Source organism: uncultured Piscinibacter sp. (assembly GCF_937952055.1).
GTDB lineage: Bacteria > Pseudomonadota > Gammaproteobacteria > Burkholderiales > Burkholderiaceae_C > Piscinibacter.
Genome location: NZ_CALFYO010000020.1, coordinates 29,863 through 45,489, shown reverse-complemented (window position 1 = coordinate 45,489; position 15,627 = coordinate 29,863). Strand labels below are relative to the sequence as shown.

Annotated in this window: 11 protein-coding genes; 5 read left to right on the top strand and 6 right to left on the bottom strand. The window is 64.1% G+C overall.

The annotated features are described in order from the left end of the window. Positions 1-5 precede the first annotated feature (5 nt). The 4 genes from Q0599_RS11050 (at position 6) to xerC (ending at position 8,074) form a co-directional block, all read left to right on the top strand. The gene (locus tag Q0599_RS11050) at positions 6-2,324 is read left to right on the top strand and encodes a DEAD/DEAH box helicase (RefSeq protein WP_298829424.1); all 2,319 of its coding nucleotides are present in this window, start codon (positions 6-8) and stop codon (positions 2,322-2,324) included. After that, on the top strand, positions 2,302-3,561 hold the full coding sequence (locus Q0599_RS11045) for a DNA repair exonuclease (RefSeq protein WP_298829422.1): 1,260 nt from the start codon (positions 2,302-2,304) through the stop codon (positions 3,559-3,561). Before Q0599_RS11050 ends, Q0599_RS11045 begins: the two co-directional genes overlap by 23 nt. Beyond that, entirely contained in the window at positions 3,558-7,031 is a 3,474-nt protein-coding gene (locus tag Q0599_RS11040; protein WP_298829420.1) for a YhaN family protein, read from the top strand. Before Q0599_RS11045 ends, Q0599_RS11040 begins: the two co-directional genes overlap by 4 nt. A 470-nt stretch (positions 7,032-7,501) precedes the next feature. Next, positions 7,502-8,074 (top strand): tyrosine-type recombinase/integrase, encoded by a 573-nt coding sequence (gene xerC, locus Q0599_RS11035; protein WP_298829418.1) that lies wholly within the window; start codon positions 7,502-7,504, stop codon positions 8,072-8,074. Here xerC and Q0599_RS11030 read toward each other — a convergent pair. From Q0599_RS11030 to Q0599_RS11010, 5 genes are read right to left on the bottom strand one after another with little or no spacing between them, the layout of a single operon-like run. Beyond that, positions 8,058-8,600 carry a thermonuclease family protein gene (locus tag Q0599_RS11030; RefSeq protein WP_298829417.1) on the bottom strand — a complete coding sequence of 181 codons (543 nt, stop codon included), beginning with the start codon at positions 8,598-8,600 and terminating at the stop codon, positions 8,058-8,060. The genes xerC and Q0599_RS11030 overlap by 17 nt on opposite strands. 8 nt (positions 8,601-8,608) lie before the next feature. Beyond that, positions 8,609-9,844, bottom strand: a complete 1,236-nt coding sequence (locus Q0599_RS11025; protein WP_298829416.1) for a hypothetical protein — start codon at positions 9,842-9,844, stop codon at positions 8,609-8,611. After that, a complete protein-coding gene (locus Q0599_RS11020) occupies positions 9,841-11,568 on the bottom strand; it encodes a hypothetical protein (protein ID WP_298829413.1) in 1,728 nt (575 codons plus the stop codon). Before Q0599_RS11020 ends, Q0599_RS11025 begins: the two co-directional genes overlap by 4 nt. Positions 11,569-11,572: 4 nt before the next feature. Continuing rightward, positions 11,573-12,379: a hypothetical protein gene (locus Q0599_RS11015; RefSeq protein ID WP_298829411.1), complete on the bottom strand. Its 807-nt coding sequence runs from the start codon at positions 12,377-12,379 to the stop codon at positions 11,573-11,575. Then, positions 12,379-13,929 (bottom strand): hypothetical protein, encoded by a 1,551-nt coding sequence (locus Q0599_RS11010; protein WP_298829409.1) that lies wholly within the window; start codon positions 13,927-13,929, stop codon positions 12,379-12,381. The genes Q0599_RS11015 and Q0599_RS11010 overlap by 1 nt, the downstream gene beginning before the upstream one ends. Here Q0599_RS11010 and Q0599_RS26170 point away from each other — a divergent pair. Next, the gene (locus Q0599_RS26170) at positions 13,871-14,497 is read left to right on the top strand and encodes a DNA/RNA helicase domain-containing protein (protein WP_367180931.1); all 627 of its coding nucleotides are present in this window, start codon (positions 13,871-13,873) and stop codon (positions 14,495-14,497) included. The two genes, Q0599_RS11010 and Q0599_RS26170, sit on opposite strands and share 59 nt — an antisense overlap. A gap of 460 nt (positions 14,498-14,957) precedes the next feature. Here the strand turns inward: Q0599_RS26170 and Q0599_RS11005 are convergent, their stop codons facing one another. Continuing rightward, positions 14,958-15,569, bottom strand: a complete 612-nt coding sequence (locus tag Q0599_RS11005; RefSeq protein WP_298829407.1) for an ankyrin repeat domain-containing protein — start codon at positions 15,567-15,569, stop codon at positions 14,958-14,960. Positions 15,570-15,627 lie beyond the last annotated feature (58 nt).

The window sequence follows — 15,627 nt, the reverse complement described above, 5'->3', positions numbered from 1 at the left end:
GCCCGATGTCGGACTCGTCGTCATTCCACCTTCTCGATGAGCGCATTCAGCGCTTCATCTGGGCCGAGGGCTGGGAGTCCCTTCGAGACGCCCAGGAAGCTGCCATCCCGCTCATCGTCAAGGCCGACCGCGACGTCATCGTGGCGGCGGCGACAGCGGCCGGCAAGACCGAGGCCGCGTTCCTTCCCGCTCTCACGCACCTGTTGCAGGCCGACCCGCCCGGGCTAATTGCCTACATCAGCCCGCTCAAGGCCCTCATCAACGACCAGTTCGGCCGTCTGGACCGCCTCTGCGAGCAGCTCGAGGTGCCGGTCTGGCCTTGGCACGGAGACATCTCGGCAACGACAAAGACGCGTTTCCTCGCAAAGCGGGAGGGAGTCCTCCTCATCACGCCAGAGTCTCTGGAAGCGCTTCTGTGCAACCGTGGCACCTCCATCGGGGCGGTCTTCGAGCGGCTGACGTTCTTCGTGGTCGACGAGCTTCACGCGTTCATCGGCGCCGAGCGTGGTAAGCAGCTTCAGTCGCTCATGCACCGTATCGAGCGCGTCATCGGTCGAACGGTGCCGCGGATTGGCTTGTCGGCGACCCTGGGCGACATGAGCCTGGCGGCGGACTTCTTGCGCCCCGGTAAGGGGCCGGCGGTTGAGATGGTGGAGTCCAAGGCGTCAGGCAACGAGCTGAAGATTTTGGTCAAGGGCTACGAGGAGCCCTTGGTCGTGGAGCCCGGCTTGATGGCTTCACCTGGTTTTGACGCCGATGTCGATGACGCCGTGGGCAACGAGCAATCAGACGCTCCGGAGGCCGAAGAGGCCCTGGAGCCGGTAACGCCCGCCTTGATTGCAGCCCATCTGTTCAAGGGCCTACGTGGGTCGAACAACCTAGTCTTTCCGAACTCCCGCAGGGAGGTTGAGAGGTACACGCACCTGCTGAACAAGATGTGCGAGGACCAGCACGTTCCCAACGAGTTCTGGCCTCATCACGGCAGTCTTTCGAAGGAGATTAGGTCGGAGACCGAGGCAGCGCTGAAGCAGAAGGAGCGCCCGGCGTCCGCTATCTGTACGAACACTCTGGAACTCGGCATCGACATCGGTGCGGTCAAGAGCGTCGCGCAAATTGGGCCGCCGCCCTCCGTGGCCAGTCTTCGTCAGCGCTTGGGCCGCTCGGGCCGTCGCAAGGGTGAGCCAGCTATCTTGCGCGGCTACTGCGTTGAAGATGCCCTGGGTGGGAAGGCGTCACTCGATACCGAACTCCGGCTCGGCACCGTCCGAATGGCAGCGATGATTTCGCTGCTGCTGGAGGGATGGTTCGAGCCGCCGATGTCCAAGGGCGCGCACCTGTCGACGCTGGTTCAGCAGATTCTCTCGTTCATCGCACAGAACGGTGGCGCCACCATCGGGCAGCTGTACGGCCTGCTCTGCGGTCAGGAGACGCCCTTTGCCAGTGTTTCGAAGGAGGAGTTCGTAGAGCTGGTGCGCCACCTTGGCCAAAAGGAGCTGCTGGTTCAGGACTCATCTGGCACGTTGCTGCATGGACGGGTCGGGGAGAAGTTCGTCAACCACTACACCTTCTACGCTGCCTTCGCGTCGGACGAGGAGTTTCGCATCGTCAGTGGGGGACGAACGCTGGGGTCACTTCCTGTCTCGCAGGCGCTGAGCATCGGCCAGCGCATCTTGTTCGCCGGCAAGACGTGGCGTGTCGAAGACATCGACGAAGCCCAAAAGACCATCTTTGTGGTCAGAGCAGGTGGGGGCACGCCGCCGCTATTCTCGGGCGGGGCAGGCCGGACCCACACGCGCGTTCGTCAGCGTATGCGTGAGCTGCTTGAGACGGCCGATGTACCCCCCTACCTGGATGAGGTCGCGCGCCGGTTCCTTAGCGAGGCGCGAGCCAACTACGCGGCTCGCGGCCTTGGCAACGCCATCTTGGTGGACCAAGGCAGCGAAACGCTCTTGCTAACCTGGCTTGGCGACGCGGCAAACGAGGCGCTGGCCTGTCTGCTCCAACGACGGGGTTTCAGGGCGAGTGCGGCAGGACCCGGCGTTGAAGTCATGAAGGGCCCGCACACCACCGAAGACATCCTGGACGCGCTCGCTGACGCAGCGGTGGATGAGTCACCGCCCCTTGATGTCCTGCTGGCGGATGTGAAGAACCTGCAGCGCGAGAAGTGGGACTGGGCACTACCCGACCGACTCTTGCGGCGCGCCTATGCCAGCCTGTACCTGAACCTTGACGAGGCCCTCACGTGGACCCGTACGGTCAGTGCCGACCACACAACAAAGTATTCAGAGGGAGAAGATGGTCATGAAGTTCATCCACGCGGCTGACATTCACCTGGACAGCCCACTGAGCGGCCTATCGGCCTATCCCGACGCCCCCGCGGCGCAGCTCCGGGGAGCCTCCCGAGAAGCCTTCTCCCTCTTGGTTGACCGCGCCATTGAGGAGGGCGTCGACTTCATGGTCATCGCCGGCGACCTCTACGACGGCACCTGGCGTGACTACAACACCGGCATCTTCTTCTGCAAGGAGATGGGCCGCCTCAAGCGAGCCGGCATTCCGGTGTACCTCCTGTTCGGTAACCACGACGCGGAAAGCGAGATGACCCGCAAGCTCGACCTGCCGGATAACGTCTCTTGCTTCTCTGCGAGCAAGCCGGAGACGTTCCGCATTGAAGGTCTGTCAGTGGCGCTCCACGGGCATAGCTTCAAGCAGAAGGAGACCACAGCCAATCTGGCGGCGAACTATCCGGCTGCGGTACCGGGCCACTACAACATCGGCGTGCTGCACACGGCGCTGGAGGGGTACGCGGCCCACGCGTCGTATGCCCCGTGCACTGTCGACGAGCTTCACGCCAAGGGCTACCAATACTGGGCTCTTGGCCACGTTCATGAGTTTCAGCAGTGGAGCGGTTCGTCGACCATCGTCTTCCCTGGCAATCTGCAGGGCCGCCATGTTCGCGAGTGCGGGCGGCGAGGTGCGGTCCTTGTTTCCGTGGACGATGAAGGCGCGACCAGCGTCGAACGAGTCTTCATCGACGTCTTGCGATGGGAGCACCTGCACGTTGACGTCGGCGCGTGCGAGACGCTGCTGGAGGTGACTCGAAGCATCGGGCGCGCCCTGGAGGGTCTCCTTGCGGAGGATGGGCAGGTTCCTCGCGCGGTACGGGTAACAGTCCAGGGCCGCACCAAGGCGCATGGGCAGCTTTTCGGTCTCGAGGTGCAGTTGCGCAGCGAAGTTCTCGCCCAAATTGCTGCTATCGGCAATGAGCGTCTCTGGCTGGAGAAAGTCAGGCTGGAGACGGAAGCGCACGTGGATGCAGCGACGGCACACGAACGACTGGACGCCTTTGCTGACCTGCAGGACATCCTCGCAGACGCGGCAGCGGACCCCGAGTTCACCGCGCAGCTGCAGAGCACACTCTCGCCGTTCGCAGCCAAGGCTCCCTTGGACTTGCAGCCCCTTGTGCCGCTCATCGAGCAAATCCGAGCCGGCAAGCTGCAGGGCCTCGTCCAGGAAGTCTCCCCGGCTCTGCTGGCGCATCTGCAGCAAGGGGAGGGAGCATGAGGATTCGAAGGCTTGAGCTCATCCGCTACGGCAAGTTCACCGACGCCGAGGCGACCTTCCCCCAGGCGGCATGTGACTTCCACTTCATCGTCGGCCCTAACGAGGCCGGGAAGTCGACCGTTCGCAGCGCCATCTCCGAGCTGCTGTACGGCTTTCCAGCCCGCAGCGCCGCGATGGCCTTTTTGCACCCGCAACCTGAACTCCGGCTCGGGGCGCACCTGGTCGACGGAACAAACGAGCTGGAGTTCCATCGCACGAAGGGCAACAAGAACACGCTACGCACGCCGAAGGACGCTGCGCTGCCGGACGACTGCCTGGCGGGATACCTGGGCGCGTCCGACCGTGAGTTCTTCGAGCAGATGTTCGGTCTCGACCACAGTCAGCTCGTACGCGGGGGCCAAACCATCCTCGATGCGTCCAAGGATGTGAGTCAGGTGCTCTTCCAGTCCGCTGCGGGCATCGCGGGGCTGGGCAAGGTCAAGGATGCCTTGGTCGCAGAAGCAGACAAGCTGTGGGCGCCGCGAGCCTCGGCTCAGCGCGCGTACTACGCCGCCTGCACACGCTGGGAGGAGGCCTGCAAGGAGTTGAAGGAGCTCACCGTTCGCACGAAGGGCTGGACGGAAGCGCGGGACCGGCTCGACGAAGTGGAGCGCGACATCGCGGAGGCGACGCAGAAGAAGCTTGCACTTCAGACGCAAAGGACCCGTCTAGAGCGCATTCGTCGCCTTGCGCCCACCGTGCAGGCTCTCAGGACGTGCCAGAAGGAGCTGGAACTGCTTGGAGAGGTGCTCGAGCTGCCTGCCGACGCTGCCGCGACGCTTCAGGCGGGCCTGTCTGACCTGTCAGTTGCGAGCACCGTCAAGTCGCAACGCGAAGAGGACGTTCGTCACTTCACCCAGCAGCGAGATGACATCGCTCTCGACCAGCGGGTTATCGACGCTCAGCACCATGTTGACGAGTTGGTCGCTTGGGGCCAGAGAGTCCGAAACCACTATGCAGACCTCGAAACCCAGATGGGCGAGCGCCAGCGGTTTCTGCTGCAGGCAGTTACTGCGGCGCAGGAACTCGGTTGGTCCGTAGACAGCGACTCCATCGTTGGTTTATCGCTACCGAAGCCGCTCGACTTGCGGGAGGTGCAGCGTCTCGTCGTCTCGCATGGGCAGCTGTTGCAGGCCCGAAGCAACGCCGAACAGGCGCTGGCGGACAAGCAGTCCGAGACGGACGAAGCGACGAAAGAACTTGCGTCGACGACCGTCGCCGAGGTCCCAACCTCGCTCCGCAACGCTCTCTCCGAAGCGCAGGGCTACAAGAACACGACCTCGACCCAGCTACAGTTGACGAACGCCGCAGAGGCCGCGGAGCGTACGCAGCAAGACCATCTCAGCGCGATGGGGCTACCCGCCCTGGAGCTGGAAGCACTCAGGGCTGTGTCGGCGCTTTCGACAACCAGACTGGCAGCACTCGTCCGCGAACGGCAAGCCCTTCACTCTGCGCTCGACACAGCGCTTGACCTGCTTGAGAAGGCCCGAGAAGAGGTGGAGTCATCGGGGCTTGCCGTGTCACAGTATGCGGAGGCCCGTCGCATCGTCACGAGCACGGAAGTGCGTGATGCGCGTTGTGCGCGGGACGAGCAGTGGTCGTCTATCAAGACCGGCCAGGTGGCAGTGGCGCAGGGAGCGGCTGCACTTGACGCAGCCATCCTCTTGTCAGATGAGCTCGCCGATACGCAGCTCGGCTCGGCGACGGAAGCAGCTGAGCTCCAGAGCCTTCGCCAGCGACTGGAGCGGGCCAATCTGGACCTGAAGCAGCGCAAGGCCGCAGAGACGGAGAAGCGTGCGGCTCTGGAGGCGTTCGACCTGGCATGGAAGCAACTCTGCCAGTCGTCTGGCGTTGCGGGCTTGGACCTGGGCGACGCCCAGTCCTGGTTCTCCACTCGCGAGAAAGTGCTTCAGGCCGCGTCCCTGGCCGACCAGAAACACCAGGAGTTGCGACGGGAAGAGGACGCGGCGAACTCCGCTGCTGCGCGCCTAACAGCCGAGATGTCATCGGTCGGTGCCACTGTGGCGGAAGACTCATCGCTCGTGGCTCTTTTGTCTGAGGCAGAGCGGCTTGTCTCTCGAATCGACGCGGACGCCGCCCGCCGCGCATTGCTGCAAGAACAGGTCGCCGCCGCCGCGACAGTACTCGCCGACCTCAACGCGAAGGTCGACAAGGCCTCGTCTGACTACGCAAGATGGGAGGAAGAGTGGCGCCAGGCGGTAGGCAGGTGCCTGCTGAGCGACTTTGTAAAGTCGGTTGAAGATGCCGAGCAAGGTCTGCACAAAGTCCAGGTGGTCCGCACGAATCTGGAGAAGGCCGCAGCCACGAAGAAGGACCGAATCGACACGATGTCTGCAGACCTGGATACGTTCCGCGACCTTGCGGAAGACGTCTTGCGGCGAGTGGAGGCACCCGGCCTGAGCGGCTCCGAACCTCGGGTGGTGGCAGCCCAGTTGTCCACTCGGTTGGGAAACGGAAAGGTTGCGATGCAGCGACGCAAGGCAGCCGAGGAGTCATTGGAGAAGGCAGCCGGCCAGCTTCGAGAAGCCGAGCAGCAGGTTGCGCAGATTCAGGCGAAGGTAACTCCGCTGCTGACAGCTGCCGGCGTGGCCACCCTGGAGGAAGCCAGACCTCTCGTGGAGCGCTCTGACCGGCGTCGGGCGCTCAGCCTGCGCATGGAGCAGGCTCGACAGTCACTGAACCAGGACTCAGATGGCCTGGGGCTTGATGCTGTCGTCGCGGAAGTTGACGCTTGCGACCTTGAGCAACTGGCTGCTGAGTTGGCGAGCACGGCCCATGACCTGGAGGCCACTCTGCCGCTTCTCACCCAGCTTGCGGAGGCGCGCGTAAGGGCCCAGGAGGCACTAACGGCCATCTCCGGCGGTCAGGCCGCCGCCGCCGCAGAGTCTCGCCGGCAGGAGGCCCTCGCGGAGATGGCTGACGCATCGGAGCGCTACATCAAGGTCGCGACCGCGGTGACGCTGCTCTCTTGGGCCATCGACCGGTACCGTGACCAGAAGCAGGGGCCGATGCTTGCGCGCGCCGGCGTCATCTTCTCGAAGCTGACCCTAGGACGCTACAGCAAGCTGTTCGTCGACTACGAAAAGACGCCACTGAGTCTCTCCGCGCTTCGCACCGACGGTCGACATGTCGAAGTGTCGGGAATGAGCGAGGGTACCCGGGACCAACTGTACCTGGCGCTCCGCCTGGCGGCAGTGGAGCTGCACCTCGACAAGTCGAAGTCGCTGCCATTCGTTGCCGATGACCTGTTTGTGAACTTCGACGATGAGCGGTCCACTGCCGGGTTGGAAGCGCTCCGGGAGCTGTCTACGAAGACGCAGGTGCTCTTCTTGAGCCATCACGACCACCTGCTGCCGCGGGTGCGCCAAGTGTTCGGAGCGGGTGTCAACGTCGTCGCGCTGCAGCGGTGAAGCCGCTGTTGCTTTTGAACCGCGTCCAATGCCAAGGTGGCCGACCGTGCTAAGCAACGCGAGACTCATCCAGTGCTCTGTTTCGCGAGACGCCGCAGGACTACCCATCTGCGCATAACGGAACATTCAGCTAGCAAGAATGGGAGGCAGCATGGCTGTCCGGCGGGAGAATTTGGCGTGGGCGACGAACGAACTGGTTGGTGAAGCCGGGCTGTGACGCGGAATTGGTCCGAATCAATCACTACGTCCAGGGTGCCGGGCTGCAACCGCTGCGGCGGGATACCGAGAACGGCCGGGCGATACACAAGCCGCTGAGCCGACCCGTCGGCAGTGGTAATCCGAAGGGCTGGACAAGGTATCTCGAGGCCCGGCGGTCCCGACGCGCCGGCACCTACCGCTTGGTGCGTGACATCGGCGCCACCCATTGAGCCCAGCTGACGACCGCTAGACTGCTTGAGCTGGCGTCGACGATGCGCGCCGAGGAGCTGAGCGAGAGCACGGTTCTGAAGGAGATGGCGCTGCTGAAGGCTGCCTTCAACGTCGCCATCCGGGAGTGGGGCTGGTCCGGGTTCGTCAATCCGGTATTCGGCATCACGCTTGGCCGGTCCAGAAGGCGATTCGTTCGCCTGACCGACGATGAAGCGAACCGTCTGGTCCGAGCCCTGGCCGAGTGCGACAACCCGCAGTTCTGGCCGATGGTCGAACTGGCGCTGACCAGCACCATACGACGCGGGTCTTTGCCGAAGCTGGCGTGGTCAAACGTTGACCTCGAGGCCCGTGAGGCCCATGTATGGGCCAAGGGGGCCGAGGTGCCCCTACCGCTGTCCAGATGCGCCGTCACGTTGCTGCGGCACATCCCGGACAACGGCACTGGGCGGGTGTTCTCGATGTCGGAGAAAGCGGTCAAGATGGCCTGGCAGCGCGTGCGGGAGAAGGCCGGCCTGCCGAAACTGCGGTTTGCAGACCTGCGGCGCCTCGGAGCTACGTTCTACGCTCGTGCTGGGTTGAACGCACGGTGCGTCGGTGCTACCGCGACCGGTTGAACGTTCTCCGAGCGCGCCTGAAGTCCCAGGGCGGGATGGGTTCCCGGTCTGCCCAAAGGCCGAGGCGGCGCTGTCTGGCCGTCTCCTGCGCAGCTGCATACCGCTGCCGGTCGTCTGGCGACTGCTCGCGGGCGTATTCGGCGTAGTGCCAGGCCAGCCCGGAAGATACCTGCGCCAGGTTCACATCGCAGCCTTCCACGAGAACCTTTCCGACCATGCGGCCGTATCGGTCTCGCTTGTGCCACTGGACCTCAACCTGCTTTCCATACGCTAGCGAGGAGAGCCCTTCTTTCGAGTGATTGCCCCAAGGCTGCCCCTTCTCCGGAGCGTCGATGCCTGCCAGTCGGACCCGGCGCTGAGTCTTCGACGAATCCAGGACGGTGAGCGTGTCGCCGTCCTGGATGGCGACCACACGGCCCTCGAGCATGTCGGCAATGCACGGGCCAGCGGCAAGGAGCAGTGCCAAGCCGAAGATACGAGCCAGCCACGCCGTGACGTGGCCCAACCGGGTGGCGTGCGTTCGCATGCGTATACCTAGCGCCGGGCCTCGGACTTGTAGAAGTAGCCTTCGACCATCAGGCGGGCTCGGTCCGACTGAACAGCGTCGGGGATGAAGTTGCGCAGATACACGTAGTGCCGGCACTGCGGGTCCTGGCGCTTGCTCCAGTCGAAGATGCCTTGCACGCGCGACTGAAAGTCAGAGTGCGACAACGGAGTCGCCAGCAGTGAGTCGATGTCCGGCAGAGCGCGCGCGTCGGCCTCTCGTTCGGGCGGCCAAGCCTTGGTCAGAGTGACGGTGTCGCTGCGCAGTTCAACGTTGAGCAGGAACTGGACTTTTCCGTTTTGGTCGGCCCAGCAAGGCGGCCAGTCACGTCCTCCGTTGGCATCCAGCCGATTCTTCAGGAACGCCACCTGGCCCCGGAGGCCGTCGACCTCCTTCTGCAAAGCGTCGATGTTGCGTCCTCCGAGCGACGCCGCGACCTTGGCGGCCTGGACCACCTGCTCGACCGCCTGACCTTCCTCGCCCGGCTTGACCCTCACGTTCAGATGCTTCTTGGCGTGCTCTCGGAATGCCGCATCGGTCTTCAACGCCTGCCGTACCCTGTCTGCCGCGGCACGGGCGTCGGGTGGTGGCTTTTGAGGGGTGGTGGGTTGCCGCTCGGCGACCTTGGTCGAGGGCTTGGTGCCTGAGGCACCTCCCTGACCGGCAACCGCGCCTGGCGCTGGAGCGCGGGGAGCAGTCGCGGCGGATGCCGGGCTCACTGGCGACTCAGCTGGGAGCTCAGGCTCTTTCTGCAGCTCGTCGCGCACGGCCTTCAGCAGCGTCAAGGCTGTGATGACCTCGTCCTTCGCGACCTGCATGCGGGCAGCCTCTCCGGTGCCTTCCAGGAGGCTCTTCAGCGCCGTCAGCGCCGTGAGCTCAGCCTCGAGGTCCGCGACCTTCTTGGCGAGGGTCTCTCGTTGTTCCCGCTCCCGGTCCGCGTCAATCACCCTGTTGATGAGGGCCTCAGGGTCCTTGGCTCCGCCCGCCTTGAGGGCGGTCTCCAGCTCGGTCTTGGCCCCCGCCAGGGCCGCGGCTGCACGAGCTGCGCCACCGGCCTCGGCGAGGGCCGCTTCCGCGGCTTGCCGCGCGGCCTGCTCCTTGACGATGAGGTAGCCCAGCAGCAGGAGCAGGATGAAGATGATGGTGAAGGCGATTTCGGTCAGCGAGAGCTGAAAGACCTGGTCGTTCCTTCGACCTACGACGCGCTCCGTGGCCACTGCGCTCAACGCGGCTCAGCCGCGCCGCTATTGTTCGCCGGGGGCAACGGCGCGGGATGCGTTGCCGGGCCTTCCTGATGCGGCAATCCACCCAGAGCCTTTGGCACGAGAGCCAGCTCATCAGGCCGCGGCGGTGGGACTGACCTGGACGCTGCCTCGGGCACGAAGACAGAGTGCCCGTTGCTCACGGCGGGCGCAAGCACAGGGGCGGGCACAAGCACAGGGGAGGGCGCAAGCGGGAGAGTGGGCGGGGACGCCAGCGACACTCGCAGGGAAGCGGCTGCAGTACTCAGCTCGCGAACGCCAGCTTCGACCTTCGTGAGCGCGGCATTGGCACCCTCACCGAGCCGGTGCAGCCAGGCTGCCTGGTCTCGTCCGGCCGAGGCCAGCGCGACGAGTTCGCGGGTAGCGGCTGCTTGTTGCTCAGACACGCCCTGCTGCTTCTCGCCGCTGGTGCGCAGCTGAGATGCGGCCGCTTCGGCTGTTTTTGCTGCGGCGGACAGCTGCTGTGTGGTCTGTTCGCCAACCCTAGTCTGCGCGGCCAGCCCGGCCGTGATGCCGTCCAGGGACTCCTTCAGGCTCTTGCGTGCTGCAGTTGTCTCGTCGACGAGCTGCGAGACCCGAGCCACCACTTCGGATGACGCGCCGGACGTGGTCTTCAGCTGTGCGATGACCTCGGCCAGGAGGCCGTCGAAACGCCCAAGCGTCTCCTCGACGCGTTGCAGCGCCTGCAGCTGCCCTTCGCTGGCATCGAGCACGGCCTGTTGCTGCTTCGTCAGGTGAAGCACGTGGTCCAGTGCGCCGTCGACCTGCTCAGTCTTGCGCCCAATCGAGTTGAGCGCTGCGTTGACGTCGCGAGAGGTCTGCTGGACGGAAGACGCCACCTCTTGCACGTGGCGGGACAGAGCCTCCGTCCCGTCGTGCACGTGCTGCAGCGGGCCTTGCAGCCGCTGGACGAAGAAGTCGTCGGGGAAGGTCGTGTTGCGCAGCCTCTGCGTCACCGCGTCCGCGAACGCCGTCACCTTCGTCTCGATGCTCTCCAGGTTCGCTCGCATGCCTTGCGCATAGCCGTCCACCGAGGTCGACAAGTGCTGCGTGGCGGCCCTGACCTGCTCGAGGGTCTGCGTCAACGCCGCCTGGTTGTCCTCAGTGAGCTGCTCGAAGAACGCCTGCAGGTTGTTGCCCTGTTGCTGGGCGAGCGTCTCCAGCTGCTGGCGCACGCGCTCGACGGTTTCCTTGGTGGCAACGTCGACTGCGGAGTGGAAGTCGCGCAGCCGCTCGTTGGCCAGAACCATCTGTTCGCGCAGCCGGTGGGAGGCGTCGACGATGCCGTCCTCAGCTTCCTTGATGGCGTCGGCCGCGTCCTTGCGGAAGCTCACCAGGTACACGCGCACGCACAGGCCAACGACCGTGCTGACCATGGCGGCGCCGAAGCGCACCGCGATGTCCTGCATCTTCGTGCCGATGTTCGGCAGGTCGAACAGGCTGAAGATGATGGCCGAGATGGTGAAGATGAAGCCCAGGTAGTAGCAGCTGTCGGCGAACTTCTCGTCGGAGACGTCCGTGTCTCGTCTCTTGAGGCCCAGGACCACGTACAGGCCCATCACAACCATCGGGAAGACGAAGGAGAAGGCCCACTTGAGCAGGTTGGCCTCGACGAACCAGCCGATGCCTGCAGAGATGACCTTCAGCCCAATGGCAACAACAAAGAGGCGCTGGATTCTGAAGTTCATCGGTTCAACCTTCGATGCGACGCACTTCCACGACGCGGGCGCCGGCTTTGTCGAAGTGCTTCTCCCAGAAATTGACGTTCTGCATGGTCTGCAGCTTCGGGCTGTGCAGTAGGTAGTTCAGCTCGACTTTCACGCCTTGCATCTCCAGCGTCATCTTGTGGCCGTATTCGCTGGCAGCAAATGTCCCGTAGTCGAGCGAGCCTCGGAACATCGACGCCTGTGGGGTGTTGTGCAGCATGTCGGACACGATGAGGAGCCGGCGCTCGCCCTGGACGCCGTGTTTGCGAAACGAGTTGATGCTGACCATCTGGAGCATCTCGAAGATGGGCGAGTACTTGGCTGCGGTGGAGCTCACCAGGGCCTCGGCTTGCTCCGCCAGCGGCTTCAGGAAGCGTTGCTCGTATCGCCTTTTCTCCTTCTCCGGGTTGCCGTCCAGGAAGCGCGAGTCTTCCCCCGTGCCTGGGTTGCACATCTCGATGAGAGGCTCAGCGGTCTCCTTGAAGTCCTCCCCCAGGACGTACACCGACAGTAGGTGGCCGGCCGGCGTGCGCCGCTCGATGACCTCGTGCATCAGCTCGGAGAATGCCTTCTTCTGGGTGAAGTTCAGCGGGTCGGTACGGTCTACCAGCAAGACGATGTGACCCTGCGGGCCACCGGGCGGACACAGCGTGTTTGGGTTCAACTTCGCCGGCGCCTGGCGCTGGGCGTAGATGAGGGCTGCGACCGCTCCGAAGAGGGCCACAAAGGCAACGATGCCCCAAATGATGTTGTTGCGGCGCCGGGCGGCGGCGCGGCGACCCAGGTGAGCCATCAGGCGGCCTCCTTACCAGGAAAGTGGGTGGCCAACGGGCTCTCGCCGTCGAACTGCTTGTTGAAGGCGGTCTGGATGTTTCCCCGTAGTTGCTCGGCCCCCTCGACGAGCCTGCGCACGAGCGCCTTCTGCATAGCCAGCGACTGCTCGTCGGCCGTCGTGTCGAAATTGGGCAGGGGCAGCTCCCGCAGCTTGGGGTAGGTGTCGAAGTAGGCCGGGCGAGGCACGCCATTGCGTGCCAACTCGTTCTCCGCGCGAAACGTCTGCAGCAGTGCCTCAAGCGAGTTGTCGGCATCGGCCATGAGAGTGGCCAGTCGATTGCCCGCGGAGTGCTTGTCGCGAATCGTCGACTCAAAGACCGCAATGGACGACTGCGCACGCTCGAGCGTGCGGTCCAGGGCCTGCAGCTGCTCTTGCTTGAGCTCCTCGAGCTCCTCTCGCACGGCGTCCATCTCGTCTTGATGGTCGTCTTCGGCGGTCCGGGCTCTGCGGCTGTACGCGCCGTAGTGGGGGTGAAGGTCATCGAACGAGATGCCATCCAGCAGCGCGAAGATGGCAAACGTGATGCTGACGGCGAACAGTCCCCAGGCGGACCCTTGCAAGGCAAGTGGACTGTCCCACAGAGCCGAGCCGGCCACTTCCCATGCCCGTGCTGATTCGGACTGGACAGCTCCGCGGTAGTGGGAAATGAACAGGCCAACGAAGACCATCACGCCCACGGCGCAAGCAGAGCCGAGGACGCCGAGGCACTTGAACGCCACCGACGAGTGGAAGACGAACCGGACGACAAGCCAGCCCAACACGAACGCGATGACGACGTTGAAGAATGCGGCAGTCAACGCCTCTATCGCACCGCCCAGAAGCCCCAGGTCCAGCCCTTCGGCGAAGAACTTCGTGTTCAGGCCTGCCTCGACGAGCAGCAACAACCCCAGAAACCCGATGCGCTTAAAGCGACCGGTGGAGTCCGGGTAGTCCGCATCTCGGGTCAGGCGATGCCGTGCCTTGAAATCCTGCAACTCCCGCCCTTTCTGGCGCGCCTGCTCGGACAGCCTGGCCAGCACGCCCTCGTGGCGGTTGAGCACGCTGCTGGCTTCGCGCTCAAACTCCTGGTGGGCCTGCAGTGCCCGGTTGACCTCGGAGGTGACGTCCGAGTGCCCCAGGTCGCGGCTCAGGATGTTGAGCCTCCTTTGGGCCCAGGTGACATAGCCCTGCCTGGCTTGCTCGACTCTCTGGACGCAGGCGGACTCCGGCCCGTACAGCGTCGTCGCCTCCGGAGGCGGCAGGCCCGCTTCGCCCAAGCGCTTGCCCTCCGCGGCGAGGTTGAGCTCCTTGGCGAGCTTGGCAACATCAATCTTCTGGATGTCGTCGTCGTGGTCCGACGACTGGTTGCCGGGAGCTAAGAGCCATTGCCATACCGTGCGAAAGAATCCCAAAGGTTTCTTCTCCTGTTGCGGCGGCGCATTCAAACCGCAAGGTGCGCCGTAACCAAACGTGAGATTCTGCCTTCGTCGAGGCCCTTGGACCCGCAGTTGTGCGGGCGCTACGCTCATTTGCGGGCGTCAGCTCTCCTCGCTAAAAGGCTGGCGGGCCGCCAGGGTTGTCGCAGGTGTGACCGGGGAGGGGTTGAAGACCTTGCAGGGCTTCGAGTTCGACTATGTCGGCATCATCTTTGGCCCTGACCTTCGGCATGAGAGGGAGCGCAACACGTGGGTCTCCGCGGTGCTGGGTGTGGACCTCAACGAGGCCGTAGCCTCCAAGTTGGCCTCGAACGCCGGGAAGGACCCCGCTGGGGACTCGACGCCCAAGCGGACTCAGGACCCATGCGGCCACAATGCACCAACCAGACCACGCCCGACACGCCCGTGGCCACTGCCAAGTAGGTGCGACATGGCAAGGGGTCTGTCGTCGCTCCAGAGTCCGGCTGCGGTACAGGCTGCACTCGACGAGTTCACCAAACTAGGGCGCGTGGCGTCCCTTGTACACGGCAAAGCTGGCGGGCCTAGGTTCGGGAAGGTCTGCGACCGGGTTCGGTTGATGAGACGAACCGTGCGTCGTCGAACACGTGGCTCCTCAATGTCCGCCAACGCGCCGTTGGCAGTTTCATGTTGTAGTCGTTAGCAGCCTGACCTAGGAGCGTTGGCGAGGTAAGCGGGTATCGACACTCAGCGAGCCATCGTCCTGGCCAGATGTCGCCAGTAGTTTACATAATATACATTAGAGCGCTTTATGGAAGCCGGTCGAGTTCCGGCCTGTGGCGCGCTGGACCCGCATCGTCCACTCGGCTCCCATCGGTCGGCGCGGCGGGCTGTGGCTTGTCCAGGGGTCTGCAAATGCGGCTTGAAAGACGGTTCAATCGTTCGGAGCGCTCCATTTCAGCGACGACCGCCGCGGGATTCAGCAGGAGCGCAAACGGATTGACGACGGGTTGTGCGGACTGCATCGAGGACCTCCGGCATGAGTGCACTGGGATGAAAGGCACTCTAGGCCTCGGTCCGAGGGTGGGAAGTCGTCGTTGCGCCATTCCCCGTGTAGGAAGAAATCCGACACGGCCGATCCGTCGTGAACTGTTGCCGGGAAACTAGCGTGGCAACTTCTCGAAACGTTCGACCAGCCACTCGCGGCCGCCCAGCTCGGCAAAGTCGATTGCCTGCAAGCCGCGCTGATTGCGCCGGCGGGTGTCGGCGCCGTGCTGCAGCAACAGGCTCACGGTGGCCTCCGGCGCATGCTGGGCGGCGAGCATGAGCGGCGTGGTGCCGTTCGGCGCCTCGGCGTCGACCGCGGCGCCACGGTCGAGCAGCCGTTCGACGATCTTGGTGCCCGGGCCGCTGGCGGCGTAGTGAATCGGCGACCAGCCCGGCTGCTGCACGTTCGCCCCACGTGCCAACAACCGATCGCAGGTTTCCAGGTCGCCGGCGATCGCCGCGAGCATCAAAGCACTTTCGCCTGCGGAGTTGAGTGCATTCACGTCGGTGTCCGGATGGGCAAGCAGCATGGCGAACGCCCGAGGAGACTCGCGCCGCACCGCCAGCGCCAGCGCGGGATAGCCCTTTGGATCACGGCTGTTCGGATCCATGCCCTGTGCGAGCAGGCTCCGCAGGGTGCCGATGTCGTCCCTGATGACGGCCTGAAAGAAGGCCTCGTAGGAACCAGCGCGAGTTGAAGAAAATCCAATTCCGATAATGATGTACATCACTATCTTCAACCAGAATCTCATCATTGTCCGATCCGCAATGACCGTCAAAGTTGTT

What these genes read in the sequence shown, in the direction of transcription:
- Q0599_RS11045 (WP_298829422.1), top strand. Translation starts at nt 2,302, where the DNA reads ATGAAGTTCATCCACGCGGCTGACATTCACCTGGACAGCCCACTGAGC.
- Q0599_RS11040 (WP_298829420.1), top strand. Translation starts at nt 3,558, where the DNA reads ATGAGGATTCGAAGGCTTGAGCTCATCCGCTACGGCAAGTTCACCGAC.
- Q0599_RS11010 (WP_298829409.1), bottom strand. Translation starts at nt 13,929, where the DNA reads ATGAGCGTAGCGCCCGCACAACTGCGGGTCCAAGGGCCTCGACGAAGG.
- xerC (WP_298829418.1), top strand. Translation starts at nt 7,502, where the DNA reads ATGCGCGCCGAGGAGCTGAGCGAGAGCACGGTTCTGAAGGAGATGGCG.
- Q0599_RS11015 (WP_298829411.1), bottom strand. Translation starts at nt 12,379, where the DNA reads ATGGCTCACCTGGGTCGCCGCGCCGCCGCCCGGCGCCGCAACAACATC.
- Q0599_RS11005 (WP_298829407.1), bottom strand. Translation starts at nt 15,569, where the DNA reads ATGTACATCATTATCGGAATTGGATTTTCTTCAACTCGCGCTGGTTCC.
- Q0599_RS11050 (WP_298829424.1), top strand. Translation starts at nt 6, where the DNA reads ATGTCGGACTCGTCGTCATTCCACCTTCTCGATGAGCGCATTCAGCGC.
- Q0599_RS11030 (WP_298829417.1), bottom strand. Translation starts at nt 8,600, where the DNA reads ATGCGAACGCACGCCACCCGGTTGGGCCACGTCACGGCGTGGCTGGCT.
- Q0599_RS11020 (WP_298829413.1), bottom strand. Translation starts at nt 11,568, where the DNA reads ATGAACTTCAGAATCCAGCGCCTCTTTGTTGTTGCCATTGGGCTGAAG.